This is a genomic window from Euzebya sp., from assembly GCF_964222135.1.
Classification (GTDB): Bacteria; Actinomycetota; Nitriliruptoria; order Euzebyales; family Euzebyaceae; genus Euzebya.
The window spans coordinates 1-16,685 of the sequence record NZ_CAXQBR010000047.1 but is presented as its reverse complement, the minus strand read 5'-3'; the positions used below and the strand labels follow the sequence as shown (position 1 = coordinate 16,685).

General features: G+C 73.8%; 18 protein-coding genes. 13 read left to right on the top strand and 5 right to left on the bottom strand.

The features are described from left to right. Positions 1–12: 12 nt before the first annotated feature. The gene (locus ACEQ2X_RS10960; protein WP_370325851.1) at positions 13–1,326 is read right to left on the bottom strand and encodes a transposase; all 1,314 of its coding nucleotides are present in this window, start codon (positions 1,324–1,326) and stop codon (positions 13–15) included. Between the two features lie 176 nt (positions 1,327–1,502). Between ACEQ2X_RS10960 and ACEQ2X_RS10955 the strand changes: the two genes are divergently transcribed. Beyond that, on the top strand, positions 1,503–1,907 hold the full coding sequence (locus ACEQ2X_RS10955) for a hypothetical protein (protein WP_370325850.1): 405 nt from the start codon (positions 1,503–1,505) through the stop codon (positions 1,905–1,907). Between the two features lie 130 nt (positions 1,908–2,037). On the opposite strand, the gene ACEQ2X_RS10950 is transcribed toward ACEQ2X_RS10955, so the two are convergent. Both ACEQ2X_RS10950 and ACEQ2X_RS10945 read right to left on the bottom strand, forming a co-directional pair. Beyond that, positions 2,038–2,655 (bottom strand): hypothetical protein, encoded by a 618-nt coding sequence (locus ACEQ2X_RS10950; RefSeq protein ID WP_370325849.1) that lies wholly within the window; start codon positions 2,653–2,655, stop codon positions 2,038–2,040. After that, complete coding sequence (locus ACEQ2X_RS10945; RefSeq protein ID WP_370325848.1) at positions 2,619–3,650, bottom strand: hypothetical protein; 1,032 nt, start codon at positions 3,648–3,650, stop codon at positions 2,619–2,621. The genes ACEQ2X_RS10950 and ACEQ2X_RS10945 overlap by 37 nt, the downstream gene beginning before the upstream one ends. 159 nt (positions 3,651–3,809) lie before the next feature. Between ACEQ2X_RS10945 and ACEQ2X_RS10940 the strand changes: the two genes are divergently transcribed. After that, positions 3,810–5,351: an alanine/glycine:cation symporter family protein gene (locus tag ACEQ2X_RS10940; protein WP_370325847.1), complete on the top strand. Its 1,542-nt coding sequence runs from the start codon at positions 3,810–3,812 to the stop codon at positions 5,349–5,351. A 12-nt stretch (positions 5,352–5,363) separates the two neighbouring features. Here ACEQ2X_RS10940 and ACEQ2X_RS10935 read toward each other — a convergent pair whose 3' ends face one another. Further along, positions 5,364–5,579: a hypothetical protein gene (locus tag ACEQ2X_RS10935; RefSeq protein WP_370325846.1), complete on the bottom strand. Its 216-nt coding sequence runs from the start codon at positions 5,577–5,579 to the stop codon at positions 5,364–5,366. Between the two features lie 26 nt (positions 5,580–5,605). Next, a complete protein-coding gene (locus ACEQ2X_RS10930) occupies positions 5,606–6,775 on the bottom strand; it encodes a transglycosylase family protein (protein WP_370325845.1) in 1,170 nt (389 codons plus the stop codon). 60 nt (positions 6,776–6,835) lie between these two features. Here ACEQ2X_RS10930 and ACEQ2X_RS10925 point away from each other — a divergent pair, with 60 nt between their 5' ends. From ACEQ2X_RS10925 to ptsP, 11 genes are all read left to right on the top strand, one after another. Then, the gene (locus ACEQ2X_RS10925; protein WP_370325844.1) at positions 6,836–7,669 is read left to right on the top strand and encodes an alpha/beta fold hydrolase; all 834 of its coding nucleotides are present in this window, start codon (positions 6,836–6,838) and stop codon (positions 7,667–7,669) included. Positions 7,670–7,766: 97 nt separating this feature from the next. Next, a complete protein-coding gene (locus ACEQ2X_RS10920; RefSeq protein WP_370325843.1) occupies positions 7,767–9,059 on the top strand; it encodes an MFS transporter in 1,293 nt (430 codons plus the stop codon). 55 nt (positions 9,060–9,114) lie between these two features. Continuing rightward, a complete protein-coding gene (locus tag ACEQ2X_RS10915) occupies positions 9,115–9,582 on the top strand; it encodes a hypothetical protein (RefSeq protein WP_370325842.1) in 468 nt (155 codons plus the stop codon). A gap of 207 nt (positions 9,583–9,789) precedes the next feature. Continuing rightward, a complete protein-coding gene (locus ACEQ2X_RS10910) occupies positions 9,790–10,551 on the top strand; it encodes a DeoR/GlpR family DNA-binding transcription regulator (RefSeq protein WP_370325841.1) in 762 nt (253 codons plus the stop codon). Further along, positions 10,548–11,540 (top strand): 1-phosphofructokinase, encoded by a 993-nt coding sequence (gene pfkB, locus ACEQ2X_RS10905; protein ID WP_370325840.1) that lies wholly within the window; start codon positions 10,548–10,550, stop codon positions 11,538–11,540. The genes ACEQ2X_RS10910 and pfkB overlap by 4 nt, the downstream gene beginning before the upstream one ends. A gap of 62 nt (positions 11,541–11,602) precedes the next feature. Beyond that, positions 11,603–12,733, top strand: coding sequence for a mannitol-specific PTS transporter subunit IIC (mtlA, locus tag ACEQ2X_RS10900; RefSeq protein WP_370325839.1), 1,131 nt, complete (start codon positions 11,603–11,605; stop codon positions 12,731–12,733). Position 12,734: 1 nt separating this feature from the next. Then, positions 12,735–13,046, top strand: coding sequence for a PTS lactose transporter subunit IIB (locus ACEQ2X_RS10895; protein ID WP_370325838.1), 312 nt, complete (start codon positions 12,735–12,737; stop codon positions 13,044–13,046). After that, positions 13,039–13,506 carry a PTS sugar transporter subunit IIA gene (locus ACEQ2X_RS10890; RefSeq protein WP_370325837.1) on the top strand — a complete coding sequence of 156 codons (468 nt, stop codon included), beginning with the start codon at positions 13,039–13,041 and terminating at the stop codon, positions 13,504–13,506. The genes ACEQ2X_RS10895 and ACEQ2X_RS10890 overlap by 8 nt, the downstream gene beginning before the upstream one ends. Before the next feature lie 99 nt (positions 13,507–13,605). Then, complete coding sequence (locus ACEQ2X_RS10885; protein ID WP_370325836.1) at positions 13,606–14,646, top strand: zinc-dependent dehydrogenase; 1,041 nt, start codon at positions 13,606–13,608, stop codon at positions 14,644–14,646. Between the two features lie 34 nt (positions 14,647–14,680). Beyond that, on the top strand, positions 14,681–14,971 hold the full coding sequence (locus tag ACEQ2X_RS10880) for an HPr family phosphocarrier protein (protein ID WP_370325835.1): 291 nt from the start codon (positions 14,681–14,683) through the stop codon (positions 14,969–14,971). 1 nt (position 14,972) lies between these two features. Beyond that, positions 14,973–16,637: a phosphoenolpyruvate--protein phosphotransferase gene (gene ptsP, locus ACEQ2X_RS10875; protein WP_370325834.1), complete on the top strand. Its 1,665-nt coding sequence runs from the start codon at positions 14,973–14,975 to the stop codon at positions 16,635–16,637. Positions 16,638–16,685: the final 48 nt, after the last annotated feature.

The window sequence follows — 16,685 nt, the reverse complement described above, 5'->3', positions numbered from 1 at the left end:
TCGGTAGCGTTGTCAACCGTTGACCTGTGCAACGCGCAGGTCGAACCCGATGGTGTTGGCGGGGCGTAGGTGGTGGGTCAGGTCGGTCCAGGCGGGATGCCGGAAGAGGCGGGCGGTCAGGACGGTGAGGAGGTCGCGCAGACCGGCCTCGGACCAGCGGGTGCCGCCGATGTCGGTGCGGGCGTTGAGTTCGCGCATGGGCCGCTCGATGACACCGGTGCCAAGTTCCACGCCGCCCAGGTCGGCCAGGCGCCGCTGCAGTCGGGGATCGCAGAACGTCATCGCGTGGGGTGCGGCGGCGGCCAGGTAGGCGTGCAGGGCGGTGTAGCGGGCCGGCACCCGGTCGGTGAACTCGGCGAACGCGGCGTCGCCGTCGGAGCGGGTCCACTCCTCGGTGAGGGCACGCGCGGGCAGACCGGCGAGGATGTCGGCCATGGATCGGACCCAGGGGATGTGGGGCCGGCCGGGGTCGGCGTAGCCGGCCTTGACCAGGCCGCGGGGCAGGTGCCACCAGCAGCGTTGCACCGGCGTGTCGGGCCACAGCCGCTGGGACAGGGTGGTGATGGCGTCCTCGCCGTCGATCACCACCAGCTCGGGCGCGGCCACGCCGGCCAGCCGGTCGGCCATGGTCTCCCAGCCCTCGCCGACGGTGACGGCCAGCAGGTCGGTGTGGGCCCGTCGCCGGCTGAGCGGGCCGGTGCGTCCGGACAGGCCGATCGCCAGATGCGCGCCCACGCCCAGCCGTCGTTCGCCGGCGCGGACGCCGGTGCCGTCCAACAGCACCACCCGCGGGGCGACATCAACCGGGGCGAGGTCGCTGAGCATCGCGGCGATGTCGGCGACCGAGGCGTGGGCTTGACCGGCGGTCGGGGTGGCGGGGGTGAGCCGGTCATGCACCTGTGCGGTGCGGCCATACGACATCTGCGTCGACGTCTCGGCCAGGTCGACGGTGAGCCGGTCCGAGCGGCGCTTCCAGATCAGCCCGAGCATGCCCAGCAGCGGGGCGAACACCTTGTCACAGTCACGGCAGCGGACCTGCCACAGCCGGAACTTCACGGTGCCGATGGTGGTATCGAGCCGTCGCAGCCGGTTGCGGCGTCCCTTGCGGGCGAAGTCCTCCGCAGCGTCACAGCGAGTGCAGGCGAACGGGGCCGGCAGGCCGCGGACGGGCTCGCCGGACGGCCCGCAGACGCGGTCGACCAGCCGGACCTGCCAGGCGTGCAGCAAGGTCACGATGGCCCGTACCGGCAAGGTCTCCGCGAGGGCGACGCCGAGGGCCTCCAGGGCGGCCCAGTCGGTCTCGTCGCTGGGGCTGTCGATGGACACGGTCAGGTGAGTACGATCGTCGAGCACAGGCGAACCTCTCTCTTCCAAGGTTGGGGGTTCGCCTGTGCTTGCTACGGGGCCAGAAGCCCAAGGTCAACGATCCGAGACGCTACCGACGGTTCGCCGTCGACAACCGACGCCGGAGAGGTCTCGGAAGGCCCGAGACCTTCACGTTCTTGGGGCTCGTGCACATCTGCTCGGCCACCAAGGACGGCAAGTTCCTCCTGCAACGTCACACCATGGCCAAACGGATGCGCGACAAGCTTCGAGAGCTGAAGTTTTCGATCAAGCGCCGCATCCATCAGCCCATCCCCGTGCAGGCGGCATGGTTGGCAAGCGTGGTGCGCGGCTACTTCGCCTACTACGCGGTGCCGACCAACCTCCACGCGATGAGCCGGTTCAGGTTCGCGGTGATCGCGCTCTGGCACAAGGCGCTGAAACGCCGCAGCCAGCGCAGCCGCGTCACCTGGGCGCGCATGCGGCTCCTCGCCGACGCCTGGATACCCCCGGTTCGCGATCACCATCCCTGGCCCAACGCGCGGTTTGACGGTCGAACCCAAAGGAGGAGCCCAGTGCGTTAGCAGCGCATGCTGGGATCTGTGCGGGGGGCCGCCCGCAAGGGCGGTCCCTACCGCGAACGCAGGACGAGAGGAAGGTGACAGACCCCGGGGGATGCTGAGCCGGGGGATGTTGGGCCGGGGGACGTCCGCCTCAGCGCGTCGCCGACGGGGTGCAGCCGAGGACGTCGACGACCGCCGCGGCGAGGTCCTCCACGGGTGGGTCGGGGTCCGTGGGGTCGACCGCCTGCACGACGTAGTCGCTGTCGCCGCAGGCGAGGCGCACGTCCTCCGGTCCCTCGGGCGAGCTGCCGCGCACCGCGGTCCCGTCCGCCACCGCCACCTCCTCGCCAGGTCCCAGCAGGACGCCCCGCCCCGGTGGCGCGGCCAGGATGGCCAGGTCGTGGTCGGCGTAGCGCACCGCCTCGATCGACACGTCCGAACCCGGGCGGGACGGGTCGCCACAGCAGGTCTCGAGGCCCAGGTGCGTGCGGACCAGCTCGAGCCGCGACGCCCGGACGGTGTCGTCGGCCAGCGTGGGCGTCGGCGCGGGGGTGCACCCCTCCACCTGCGCGATCACCTCGAAGGCGGCCAGCGCGGGATCGATCGGGGCGCCCGTCGTCAGGAACAGCCCGCCGCACGTCATCCGGAGCGTGCCGGCGGCCGACACCAGCGCCTCCCCCTCCCCCAGTCCGACCAGCTGGTCGCGCACGCCGGTCGGGTACCCCCGGGCGGTCACCTCGTCGTCCGGGTGCACCGCGACGCGGACCATCCCTCCACCGTGTCGAGGGTGAACGACACGACCCCGCCGACGGTCACCCCGCCCGCCCCGTGCCCGGCGTCGACGAGCCGGTCCACGACGGCCAGTACCGCCTCGGCGGGCACCTGCGGCGCCGACGACGCCACCGGCGGCGCCTCCGGGTCGCAGCCGATGGCGATAAGCAGCTCCTCGAGCCCTGCGGTGTCCGCCGCGACGTCGATCACCGAGTCCGGGTGGCACTGGAAGAACAGGCGACCGGCGTCCTCGACCGCGGAGCCACGCCCCAGCGGCACCTCCCGGGCCGCGCCGGACGGCACTGCAGGGGCCACCGCCGCCGCCGGGCCCACGTCCGCCGATCGCGCGCCCACGACCAGGTCGGTGGCCGGCAGCCCCGGCGCCGTCAGAGTCATGCCCACCCTCGCCGACGGGGTGGCGAACGTCGCGGTGAACCCGGCCCGGTGGAGCACCCGGAGCAGCCCGACCGCCCAGGTCCGCACGTCGATGCCGTCGATCGCGTCCTCCGGCGGGCGCAGCTCGCACCCACGGTCGGCTGCGTGCTGACCGGCGGCCGCGAACAGGATCTGGGACGGCAGACCCGGATCACCCGGGTCGGCGAACGCGATCCGCGTCGGGGTGGCGTTGCACGTGAAGCGCACCTCGGGCCAGGGCGGCCCGCCCTCGAGCGGGGGGACCTGGAACCCGACCACGCCCTCGTCCAGGTCGACGCGGTGCAGCTCCCCACCGGCCGGACGCGGGCCGGACTGCACCCGGAGGTCCACGCCGAGGAACGCGACCCCGTCCTCGACGGGCCCCGGGCCCGGGGTCTCGGACTCGACGACCAGCCCGTCGGGGGAGGGGGCGGGGTCGACCTCGGCGACCGATCCGCCGACCAGCCAGGCCACCGCGGCGACGACCGCGATGCCGCCCACGACCACCAGCGCCGTCCCGAGCCGCGATCGCGCCGGGGCCGGCTCCTCCCACCCCTGCGGTTCGTCGACGTCGGCCACTCAGCTGCTCCTCGTCCGGCCGGCCGAGGTCGGCACGGGTGTGAGGACGCGTCGGACCGGGCATCTCCCAGCCCACCGGCAGGCCTGCGCGGGCCGGCCGGCGAGGACGAGCGAGAGGGTACGGGGGTGCGTGGTCGGCTCCTTGCAGCAGTCGCGGTCGTGGGGACCGTGGTCGTCGGGTCGGCGGCACCGGCGGCGGCCGCCGAGCCCGGTGCGGTCGACCGGGCCGTCGAGCGCGTCATCGGGCCCATCGCCGAGCGCCTGTCGGGGATCGTGTTCTACGCGGTGCCGCTCGGGGACGTCGAGGTGCCCCTGATCGTCGTCTACCTGATCGGCGCGGGCGCGCTGTTCACGGTCTACTTCGGCTTCATCAACGTGCGGGGCTTCCGCCACAGCGTCGACGTGACCCGCGGGGTCTACGACGACCCCGACGACCCGGGCGAGACCAGCCACTTCCAGGCGCTGATGACCGCGCTGTCGGCCACGGTCGGCCTGGGCAACATCGCCGGCGTCGCGATCGCCATCACCATCGGGGGTCCCGGCGCCACGCTGTGGATGGTCGTCGCCGCGCTGGTCGGCATGTCGACGAAGTTCGTCGAGTGCTCCCTCGCCGTGAAGTACCGCCGGACCGCGGCCGACGGGTCGGTCCTGGGCGGGCCGATGTACTACCTCGAGGACGGGTTGCAGCAGCGGGGCAGCCCGCGGTGGCTCGCGAAGGGCCTCGCGGTCTTCTTCGCCGTGGCCGCGATGGGCGGTGCGATCGGCGCCGGCAACATGTTCCAGTCCAACCAGGCCTACCAGCAGTTCCTCGCCGTGGCCGGGGACGACGGCGTGTTCGCGGCGAACGGCTGGGCCTTCGGGCTCATCCTCGCCGTCGCGGTCGCCGTCGTGATCGTCGGCGGCATCCGCAGCATCGCCCGGGTGACCGAGAAGCTCGTGCCGCTGATGGCGGGCCTGTACGTCACGGCCGGCGTGGTCATCATCGCGATCAACGTCCAGCAGGTGCCGTCCGCCCTCGGGGAGATCGTGTCCGGCGCGTTCACCGGCGCCGGCGTCGCCGGGGGGATCGTGGGCGCCTTCATCGCGGGGATCCAGCGGGCGGCGTTCTCGAACGAGGCGGGGCTCGGGTCCGCCGCGATCGCGCACTCCTCCGCCCGCACGGACATGTCGATCCGGGACGGGTTCGTCGCGCAGCTCGAGCCGATCATCGACACGGTGATCGTCTGCACCGTCACCGCGCTGGTGATCGTCATCACGGGTGTCCACGAGGGCGCCGGCGCCGAGGTGGAGGGGGTGACGCTGACGTCAGAGGCCTTCGCCCAGGACATCTCCTGGTTCCCGACCGTCCTCGCCGTCGCCGTGATCATGTTCGCGTTCTCGACGATGATCTCGTGGTCGTACTACGGCGTGCAGGCCGCCGAGTACCTGTTCGGCGCCCACCCGCTGGTCGCCCGTGGGTTCCAGCTGGTCTTCTGCGCCTTCGTCGTCGTCGGCGCGGCCCTGTCCCTCGACAGCGTCGTCCCGCTGATGGACTCCCTCGTCTTCATGATGTGCCTGGGCAACGTCATCGGCCTGGCGGTCCTGGCGCCCGAGTTGCGCCGCGAGCTCCGCGAGTACTGGGCGCTCCACCGGGGCGGCGGGATGCCCACCTACGCCGAGGAGGTCGAGACCGGGCTGCGGCCCGGCGCTGGCGTCAGCTGATGCCAGCAGGCGCTACGCGATGGCCTTCCGGCCCGCGTCGGTCAGCTGCAGGTTCTGGCTGATCAGGCCGTCGGTGAACGCCCGGTTCACCAGGTCGTAGGCGTCCATGTAGCTGAGGCCCGCACCGATGGCCGCGGCCTGCACCGTCGGGACGGTGTGGCGCGCCTGGAGGTCGCCCAGCACCCGCAGGATGGCGAGGGTGTCGGTGCTCACGTCGGTGGTCGGCATCGTGGGTGAGGATACGCCCTCCGCGGTCACTCCGGCGACTCGGTGACCACCGCGCCGGTCGGCCGCGGCGTGGGCTGCGGGGGCGGGTCGACGATCAGCCCGAGCTTGCGGGCGCACTGGGGCCAGGCCTCCCACCCCTGGATCTGCCACAGCAGCGTCGCGCGGTAGATCTGCTCGGTCCGGGGGTGCTCGTGCGGGAGCCCCTGCCCGCCCACCGCCGTCCAGGACTCCGGCAGGAACTGCAGCCCGCCGTAGTAGCCGTTGCCGGTGTTGATGTGCCAGTCGCCGCTCGACTCGCACATGGCGAGGTGGTCCCACACGTTCTCCGGCGTGATCCCCCCGGTCGGGATCACCGGTTCCGACCGGGGCGCGCGGGGGTCGGGGATCTCGGTCGCCGCGACGTCCGCCGCAACCAGCGCCTCGACCGTGGCCGTCGGCGACGCCAGGTCCTCGAGGGACACGAGCAGGCGCCGCTCACCCTCCACCGGGACCGCGCCCAGGGCGGGGAGGGACGCCTCGTCAACGATCGCGTCGGCGACCGGCGGGGTCCCGTTGGTCGCGAAGGCCCCCACCCGGAAGGTCAGCGGGTCACCGGTGGGCAGGTCGATGCCGGAGGCGACCTCGGAGCCGAGGGGCACCTCGTGGACCGTCCCGAACTCGTGGGTGACGGCCAGGTCGCCGGCGGCGATCCGCTCCCACAGCGGCCGGTGGTTCGCGGTCGCGTCCGGAGTGAACGGGCGGTACTCGTCGACGTCGACCGCCGCGACCTCGGCGGGCACCCCGCCGAGGGTCGTCGCCACGACGGGCACCCCCGCCACCTCGACCACCCCCTCGAGAGATGCGAGCAGCTCGCGCACCCGCCCCTCGTCGCCTGGTGCGACCGTGACGGCGACGGACGCCCGTCGCGCGCTGACCGCGGGGAAGCTGCCGGCGGTCTCGTCCTCGGTGGGCTCCGACGACGCGACCGGCACGGGGTCGCGCAGCGGGTCGGTGGGCGAGGGGACCCGGGGAGGGGTCACGACCGGCTCGGGCGTCGCCTCGGTCGAGACCGGGTGGGCCGCCCGCACGGGAGGGGCCTGGGCCAGCCGCGGAGCCACGCCGGCGCGGCGCTCGGCCGCCACGACGCCGTTCGCGACCAGGAGCGCGGCGATGGCGAGCGCGGTCAGCACGATGCCGAGTCGTCCCCTGCGGCCCATGGCTCCGAGGCTATCCCCGCACCGGGGTCGTCGGGGAGGGCGACGGGGTAGGGTGCCGCCGTGGAGGAGCAGATCCGCACCGTCGACGTCGGGGACCTCGCGTTCCGCGTGCGGGTGGCCGGGCCGGAGGACGGGGTGCCCGTGCTCCTGCTGCACGGCTACCCCCAGACCGCACGGGCCTGGGCGCCGGTCGTGCCCGCGCTGGTCGCGGCAGGCCACCGGGTGATCGCCCCCGACCAGCGGGGCTACAGCCCCGGCGCATCGCCGGAGGCCGTCGAGGCCTACGCCTTCGACGCGGTGGTCGCCGACGCCGTCGGCCTGCTCGACGCCCTCGGGGCCGACCGGGCGCACGTCGTCGGCCACGACTGGGGCGGCGCGGTCGCCTGGCAGGTGGCGGGCCGCCACCCCGAGCGGGTCCGGAGCGTCGCGGTGCTGCAGACCCCGCACCCGACGGCGTTCGCCCGCGACCTGCGGCGGTCGTGGCAGGCGAAGCTGCGGTTCTCCTACGCCATGCTGCTGCGGATCCGCGGTAGCGAGCGGGTCCTCGGCGCGGGCGGCGGCGCGCTGCTGCGCCTCGCGCTGCGGGCGTCGGGCCTGCCCCGCGGCGCGGACCTCGTGACCGACGCAGACCGGCTGCGCACGGCCCAGAACTGGTACCGGGCGTTCAGCGGCCGCGCCCTCGCGGGGCTGCCGGACGTCACGGTGCCGGCGCTGTTCGTCTTCGGGGTCCGCGACCCGGTCTTCATGGAGACGACGGCCGAGGCCACCGCCGCGCACTGCACCGGCCCGTACGCGTACCGGCCGATCCGCGACGCCGGGCACTGGATCGTCGACACCCATGCCTGGGTCGTCGCGGACGCGCTGGTGGCCCACATCGGCGAGCACCCGGGCTGACGGGCGGGCCCGTCCGCGGATGGCGGGGGCGTCCGGTCCGGCGCCGGATACGCTTGCCCGCTGGCCGAAGGACGGCCCGCTCAGACCGAACGCCTCCATGGACACCTCCTCCGCACCGCTCCGCCGCCTGCTGTCCCAGCCGACCTTCCGCCGCTGGGCCCTCGCCAACCTCTTCGCCCGCCTGCCGCTCACCATGAACCTGCTCGTGCTGGTCCTGGTCGGCGAGGAGGTCACCGGCTCGGTGGCGACCGGCGCCACGCTCGCCGGCATCTCGACGTTCTGCGCCGGCGCGGCCGCGCAGTGGCGTGGACGGCGGTTGGACCGCGTCGAACTGAACCTCGGCCTGCGCCAGGACCTCGTCGCCTCCGGTGTGGCGGTCGCCGTCATGGCCACCGCGACGATCCTCGAGGCCCCCGTCGGGGTGCTGGCCGCGATCGCCGTCGTCCAGGGCATCGCGTTCGCCGCCGTCCTCGGCGGCTTCCGGGCCCTGCTGGTCCACGCCGTCCCGCCCCGTGACCTGGCCGCCGCCAACGCGATGGACGCGGTGTTCGTCGAGGTGGCGTTCATCGCCGGACCGGCCCTGGCCGGCGTGCTCGCCCTGCTGGCCCCGCCGTCCGCGGTGCTGGCCCTCATGGCCCTCGCCTGCGGTGTGGCCGTCGTCCTGACCGCCCGCCTCCCCGGGCGACCGCCGCACCAGGGCGACCGGGTCGCGGTCGGCCCGGCGCCGTTGCGCACCCACGGCGCCACCCCGATCTACCTCCTCGGTCTGGTCCTCGGCCTCGCGCTGGGCGGGTTCGAGGCGATGATCCCGGCCCGGCTCGAGGACATGGGCATGTCGGCGGAGGCCGCCGGACCGATGCTCGCCCTCACCGCCGCCGGCAGCGGGGTGGCCGGGCTCGTGGCGGCGAACCTCGGCGACCAGCTGCGCCGCGGCCGCGTCGTCGCCGCCGGCCTGATGGTCGTGTTCGCCGCAGCGCTGGTCCCAGCTGCCCTCGCCCCCGGGCTGGCGCTGCTCGGCATCGCGCTGTTCGTGACCGGCGCGCCGATCGCCCCGCTCAACGCGCTGGCCAGCCTGGCGCTGCAGCGGATCATCGCCGTGCCGCGCCAGGCCGAGGGCTTCAGCCTGTACCCCGCGACGATCCTCATCGGCGCCGGCCTCGGGCAGTTCGGCACCGGGCGCCTGCTCGAGGTGTCATCGGCCACGACGGTCCTGCTCGGGCTGGCGATCATCCCGGCGGTCGCCGCCGTCGGCCTCATCACGGCCGCGCTCCGCCGTCGCGCGCTCGGCCTGCCGCCCGGCGTGGGCGCCGACCACGACCCGACAGTCGCCGACCCCGGCTCGTACGCGACCGGCGTCTCGACCGACCAGCCGTCCGTCCGGACGGCGTAGCGGGAGACCTGCGGGGTATGGAGGGGACGTCCCCCACCGCCACCTCGGAGGTCCCATGAACGCGTCCACCACCGGGCTGTACCTCAACGACCACATGCTCGGCGCCCGCACCGTCGTCGAGCTGGTCGCGCACCGGATCGAGCGGGGCGACGGCCCGGCGTGGCTCCAGCAGTTCCACGCCGAGCTGCAGCGCGACCTCGGCGTGGTCGAGCAGCTCGCCGGCCGCTTCGAGACCCCCAAGGCCCCCAAGCAGGCCGTCGGGTGGGTCGCCGAGAAGGTCGCCCAGCTGAAGCTGAAGGTGGACGCGATGGCGGACGAGACGATCCGCGACCTGCTCGAGCTCGAGCTCATGCGCACGGGTGTGGAGGGGAAGGCCTGCCTGTGGCGGAGCCTGCTCGACTTCGCCGACGACCCCCGCATCGCCGACATCGACCTCACCGCGCTGATCGACCGCGCCGCCGCCCAGGCGGACGAGCTCGAGGTCCACCGCCGCGAGTCGGCCCGCGCAGCCCTCGGCGGCTGACCCCGTCCGAGATCTGGGCGTCAGCGCCGCCGGGGTGACCACCTCTCAGATCTGAGGGGGACTTGGGGACCCCCACCCGAACCTCCCGCGGGACCTTGGTCCCTGTTCGGACATCCGTTTGACCCTGATCACTTCCGAATGTGTTGATTTGTGTGAGAACGTGTCGTACGTTCCGCATCACGCACAGGTCGAGGAGGTGACGACGGGGTGTACGCGGAGGAGCGGCAGCGGCTGATCGCCGATCGGGCCCGGCGGGACGGGCGGGTCGAGGTCACCCAGCTCGCCGAGGAGCTGGACGTCACGCCCGAGACGATCCGGCGGGACCTCACCCGCCTCGAGCGGCTGGGCCAGCTGAAGCGGGTCCACGGCGGCGCGATCCCCCTCGAGCGGCTCAGCTTCGAGCCCGACGTGGAGGACAGGGGGGCGGTCATGACCGCGGAGAAGGAGCGGATCGCCAAGCGCGCCGTCGCCGAGCTGCCCGACAGCGGGTCGATCCTGCTGGACGCCGGCACCACCACCGCCCGACTGGCGGCGAACCTGCCGAGCGACCGCGAGCTGACCGTCGTCACCAACGCGCTCGACATCGCCGTCGGCCTGGCGTCCCGCCCGAACCTGACCGTCCTGGTCATCGGCGGCCGCGTGCGCGGGCGGACGCTCGCCGCGGTCGACTCCTGGGCCGCCGGCATCCTCCGCGACCTGTTCGTCGACGTGGCCTTCATGGCCACCAACGGCGTCTCCCTGGAGCACGGGCTGACCACCCCGGACCCGACCGAGGCCGCGACGAAGCGGGCGATGATCGCCTCGGCCCGCCGGTCGGTCCTGCTGGCGGACCACACGAAGGTCGGCAACGACCACCTGGTCCGCTTCGGCGACCTCGGCGACATCGACACGTTCATCACCGACACCGGCCTCGACGCCGGCCTCGGCGTGGACATGGAGGCCCTCGGGATCGAGGTGGTGCGCGCGTGATCGTCACCGTCACGCCCAACCCGAGCGTCGACCGGACCCTGGCGATCACGGCCCTCGAGCGCGGGCAGGTCCTGCGGGCCACCGACCGCGCGCAGGTCGACCCCGGCGGGAAGGGCATCAACGTCGTCCGGGCCCTGCGCGCAGCCGGCGTGGACGCGACCGCGGTCGTGCCCGTCGGCGGGGCGGAGGGCGAGCAGCTCGTCGGCCTCCTGGCCGAGCGCGGCATCACCCCGGTGCGGGTGCCGATCCGCGGCGCCGTCCGGGCGAACGTCAGCCTTGTCGAGCCCGACGGCACGGTCACCAAGGTCAACGAGGAGGGGCCCGCGCTCGACGGCGACGAGGTCGACGCGCTGCTCGGCGCCGCCGAGTCCGCCGTCGCCGGCGCCGCGTGGCTGGTCGGCTCCGGGAGCCTTCCGCCCGGCGTCGGCGACCGGTTCTGGGCCGATCTGATCACGCGCGGCCACGCCGCCGGCGCCCGGGTGGCGATCGACACCTCCGGTGCGGGCCTCGGCACGGCGATCGACGCCGGTCCCGACCTCATCAAGCCGAACCTCGACGAGCTGGCCGAGGCGGTCGCCGCGCCCCTCCCCTCCCTCGCCCAGGCCATCACCGCGGCCGAGCAGCTCCGCCGCAGGGGGGTGGGCACCGTCCTCGCCAGCCTGGGTGCTGACGGTGCCCTGCTGGTGGGCGACGGCGTCCGGCTGTTCGCCCACGCCCCGGTCGACCGGCCCGTCAGCTCCGTCGGCGCCGGGGACTCGCTGCTCGCCGGCTACCTCGCCGCGCTCGACCGCGACGGCGCCGGCCCCGCAGAGGCCCTGCGCCTGGCGGTCGCCTACGGCGCCGCGGCGGTCCAGCTGCCCGGCAGCTCCCTCCCCAGACCTGCAGACCTGCGCCCCGACGACGTCGTGGTGGAGGAGGACCCCGACCCCGGACGGCCCCTGCGGTCCTGGGTCATGGCCGACAGCGGCGCGCGGATCGCCGCGGGCTGAGCACACCTGCGCGCACCCGCGCGCACGAGCCGACACCCGAACGGGTGAGGAGAGGAGAGGACATGAGCGCTGTAGCCGCAGGCGCGCCCACACCCCAGGCCGGGTGGCGCGCCAGGCTCCAGAAGGTCGGCGGGAACATGGCCGCGATGGTGATGCCCAACATCGGGGCGTTCCTCGCGTGGGGCCTCATCACGGCCATGTTCATCGAGACCGGCTGGACCCCCAACGAATCGCTGGCCGAGATGGTCGGCCCGATGATCAACTTCCTGCTGCCGATCCTCATCGGCTACACCGCCGGACGCCTGGTCCACGACCAGCGCGGCGCCGTGATCGGCGCCATCGCGACCACCGGCGTGATCGTCGGCTCCGAGATCCCGATGTTCCTCGGCGCGATGATCATCGGTCCGCTGGCCGCCTGGGTGCTGAAGGAGTTCGACAAGGTCGTCCAGCCGAGGATCAAGGCCGGCTTCGAGATGCTGGTCAACAACTTCAGCCTGGGCATCCTCGGCATGGGCATGGCCATCGTGGGCTACCTCGTCATCGGACCGGTGGTGTCGGCCCTGACCGACGTGCTCGGCAACGGCGTCGACTTCCTCGTCACCAACAGCCTGCTGCCGCTGGCGTCGATCCTGGTCGAGCCCGCGAAGGTGCTGTTCCTCAACAACGCGATCAACCACGGCGTCTTCGGCCCGCTCGGCGCGGTCGAGGCCGAGGAGCTGGGCAAGTCGATCATGTTCATGATCGAGACCAACCCGGGCCCGGGCCTCGGCGTCCTGATCGCCTTCTGGCTCGCCGGACCCCGCGAGGTGCGCCCGTCCGTCCCCGGCGCGATGATCATCCACTTCCTCGGCGGCATCCACGAGATCTACTTCCCGTACATCCTGATGAAGCCGCGTCTGATCCTGGCCGCCATCGCCGGTGGCGCCACGGGCGTCGCCACGTTCATGATCACCGGCGCCGGCCTGGTGGCCACGCCGTCGCCCGGCTCCATCTTCGCCTACCTGGCCGTCACGCCGCGGGGTGGGTTCTTCGGCCCGCTGCTCGGGATCGCCCTCTCCACCGCCGTCGCGGCCGTGGTCGGGGTCATCCTGCTGAAGCTCGGCGCGACCGAGGAGGCACCTGCGGACCTCGAGGCCGCCGCCGCCCAGTCCAAGGCCAACAAGGGCGTCCGCGCCCAGCCGTCGGGGGCCTGAGATGCCGGAGATCGACGGCAAGGACGTCAAGTCCGTCATCGTGGCCTGCGAGGCCGGGATGGGATCGAGCGTCCTGCTCACCACCCAGCTGGGCCAACGCCTGAAGCCCTACGGCGTCAGCGTCACCCACAGCCCGGTCAACCGGCTGACCGACGACACCGGTGACGTGGTCGTGTGCCAGCAGGGCCTGTCCGACCGGGCCCGCCAGGCGGCGCCCAACACCGTGGTCCTGCCGTTCAACATGTTCATGGGCGACCCGGCCTTCGACCGCCTCGAGGCCGCCGTCCGCGACGGGGGCGTCCTCGGTGGCTGACGCCGCTCCCGGCACGTCCTCCCGGCCCGTGGGGGAGCTGCTCCCACGGGCTGGGATCAAGCTCGGGCTCGCGTCCACCGACCGTGCGGACGCCGTCGCCCAGGCCGGTGCCCTGCTCGTCGAGCTGGGCGCCGTCCAACCGGCCTACGCCGACGCGATGCAGGAGCGCGAGGCGATGGTGAGCTCCTACGTCGGTGAGCAGTTCGCCATCCCGCACGGCACGAACGACGCGCGGGCGCTGGTCAACCGCCCCTGCCTGGCCTTCCTGCAGTTCCCCGACGGGATCGACTGGGAGGGGCAGGACGTCCGGGCGTGCATCGCCATCGCCGCGGCGGCGGACGAGCACGTCCAGGTCATGTCCACGTTGGCCACCATCCTGCTCGACCCGGCCCGGGCCGAGGCCTTGCGGACGACCGACGACCCCGAGGTGGTCCTGGCGCTGCTGGCCGGCGACGGCTGACCGACCACCCCCCCCGGGTGGCGCCCCCCGGACCCCGGGGCGCCACCCGCACCCCCCCGCCACCCCTCGACCGAGAACCACCACCAGAGGTGCACTGCCATGCTCGCTGCCAACTTCCACGAACCCGGCGACCTCCGCCTCGAGGACGTCCCCGAACCGACCGCCGGGCCGGGTGAGCTGAAGCTGCGGATGCACGCGACGGCCACCTGCGGCACGGACGCGAAGATCTTCCGCCACGGCCACCCCCGCCTCGACCCCCCGCAGGTGATCGGCCACGAGCTGGCCGGCGAGGTCGTCGAGGTCGGCGAGGGCACCGAGGGCTTCGCCGTCGGCGACCGGGTCCAGGTCATCGCCGCGGTCCCCTGCGGCGAGTGCTGGGCATGCGAGGCCGGCATCGCCCAGGTCTGTGAGAACCAGACGTCGATGGGCTACCAGTACCCCGGCGGGTTCGCCGAGTACATGATCGTCCCCGAGCTGGTCGTCCGCGTCGGCGGGGTCAACCCGATCCCCGAGGGCCTGAGCTACGCCGAGGCCGCGGTGACCGAGCCGCTGGCCTGCGCGCTCAACGCCCAGGAGCTCGCCCGCGTGGGTGAGGGGGACGTCGTCGTCGTGATGGGCGCGGGCCCCATCGGCTGCCTCCACGTCCGCCTGGCCCGCTCGAAGGGCGCGGCCAGGGTCTTCCTGACCGACATCAACGCCGACCGCCTGAAGCTGTCGGCCGACCGCGTCGAGCCCGACGCGATGATCGAGGGCTCGGGACAGGAGGTCATCGACGCGGTCCGCGAGCTGACCGGTGGCCGTGGTGCGTCCGTCGTCATCACCGCCGCGCCGTCCGGCAAGGCCCAGGAGGACGCCATCGAGATGGTCGCCCCCGAGGGGCGCATCAGCTTCTTCGGCGGCCTGCCGAAGGACGACCCCTACATCCGCCTCGACTCGAACGCCGTGCACTACAAGGAGCTGACCATCGTCGGCGCGAACGGCTCGAGCCCCGACCACAACCGGCGGGCCCTGGACCTGATCGCGTCCGGCGCGGTGCCGGTCGAGGACCTGATCACCCACCGGATGCCGCTGTCGGAGGTCCACCGGGCCATCGAGGCGGTCATCAGCGGCGAGGCCATCAAGGTCGTCGTCGAGCCCTGAGCCAGCCCCATCGCGCCCGGAGGAGCCGATACCCATGAGCACCGACATCACGTCCGCATCCGTCAGCCGCACCGTCACGGTCGGGTCCTCGGTGGGGCTGCACGCCCGACCGGCGGGCGCCGTCGTCAAGCTGGCGACCGCCCAACCGGCCGTCGTCACCCTGTCGAAGGGGGACAAGGGGCCGGTCGACGCGCGCTCCCTCCTCTCCCTGCTCTCCCTCGGCGCCGAGCACGGCGACGAGGTGACCGTCGCGGCGGAGGGCGAGGGTGCGCAGGAGTCCGTCGACGCGGTCGCGGACCTGATCGCCACCGACCAGGACGCGTGACGTGACGACCGTGCGCGAGCGGCAGCTGACCGGCACGGGCGTCTGCGCCGGCATCGGCATCGGCCCGGTCGCGCAGATGGGGACCCCGATCTCCGAGCTGCCGGCCGCCCGGGTCCGCAACGACCCCGCCGAGGACCGCGCACGCGCCGACCGCGCGCTCGAGGAGGTCGCCGTCGACCTCGAGCGTCGCCGGGACCGGGCCTCCGGCGAGGCCGTCGACGTCCTCGAGGCGCAGGTGATGATGGCCCGGGACCCGACGCTCGCGTCGATGGTGGCCGACGCGATCGACGACGGGAAGCCGGCCGCCTACGCCGTCGAGGACGCGATCGGGCACTTCCGGTCCGCGCTCGAGTCGGCCGGCGGCTACCTGGCCGAGCGGGCCGCCGACCTCGACGACCTGCGCAACCGCGTGATCGCCCGGCTGCTGCACCTGCCGATGCCCGGGGTCCCCGATCGGGACGCCCCCTTCGTGCTGGTCGCCGAGGACCTCGCCCCCGCCGACACCGTCGACCTCGATCCCGCCAAGGTGGTCGCGCTGGTGACCGAGCGCGGCGGCCCCACCAGCCACACCGCGATCATCGCCAAGTCCCTCGGCATCCCCGCGATCGTGTCGTGCCGCGGGGTAGTCGACCTCGACGAGGACACCGAGGTGATCGTCGACGGGTCGACCGGTGTGGTGACCGTTGCGCCCGACGAGGCGGCGCTCGCCGCGGCGCGCACGCGCATCGCCGAGCGCGAGGCCCTGCTCGCCACGTCGACCGGACCCGGACGGACCGCAGACGGCCACGCGGTGAAGCTGCTGCTCAACCTCGGGGACGTCGACGACACCGCGGCCGCCGACGTCGACGCGGAGGGCGTCGGGCTGTTCCGCACCGAGTTCCTCTTCCTCGACCGGACCGAGGAGCCGACCGAGGCCGAGCAGGCCGCCGCCTACCGCCGGCTGTTCGAGGCGTTCGGCGGCCGCGTCGTGGTCGTCCGCACCCTCGACGTCGGTGCGGACAAGCCGCTGCCCTTCATCGATCCCGGCCCCGGCGACAACCCGGCGCTCGGTCTGCGGGGCTGGCGCCTCCGGGAGCTCGAGCCGGAGGTCATCGACCGCCAGCTCCGCGCCCTCGCGACCGCAGCGGCCGACGCGCCGTGCGACGTCCGGGTGATGGCGCCGATGATCGCCACCGCAGCCGAGGCCGAGGGGTTCGTCGAGTGGGCGCGGTCTGCCGGGCTGCCCACCGTCGGGGTGATGGTCGAGGTGCCGTCCCTCGCGCTCCAGGCCGAGCGGCTGGTCGAGGTCGTCGACTTCGTGTCGATCGGCACCAACGACCTGTCGCAGTACACCTTCGCCGCCGACCGGCTCGTCGGCGAGCTCGGTGAGCTGCTCGACCCGTGGCAGCCGGCGGTCCTCGACCTGGTGGCCCGCACGGCGGCCGCCGGCCGGCGCGCGGACGTGCCGGTCGGGGTGTGCGGAGAGGCCGCGAGCGACCCCCTGCTCGCGCTGGTCCTCACCGGCCTCGGCTGCTCCAGCCTGTCGATGTCGCCGGCAGCCCTGCCCGAGGTCCGCGCGTCGCTGGCCGGGACCCCGCTCGCGCGCTGTGAGGAGCTGGCCGAGCTGGCACTGGCCGCGGCGGACGGCCGTGCGGCACGTCTGGCCGTGGCGGACGCCGGCAGCTGACCCTCCACCGGGCGGGGGGGGGCGGGGGGGGGGGGGCGCCCCCCCCCC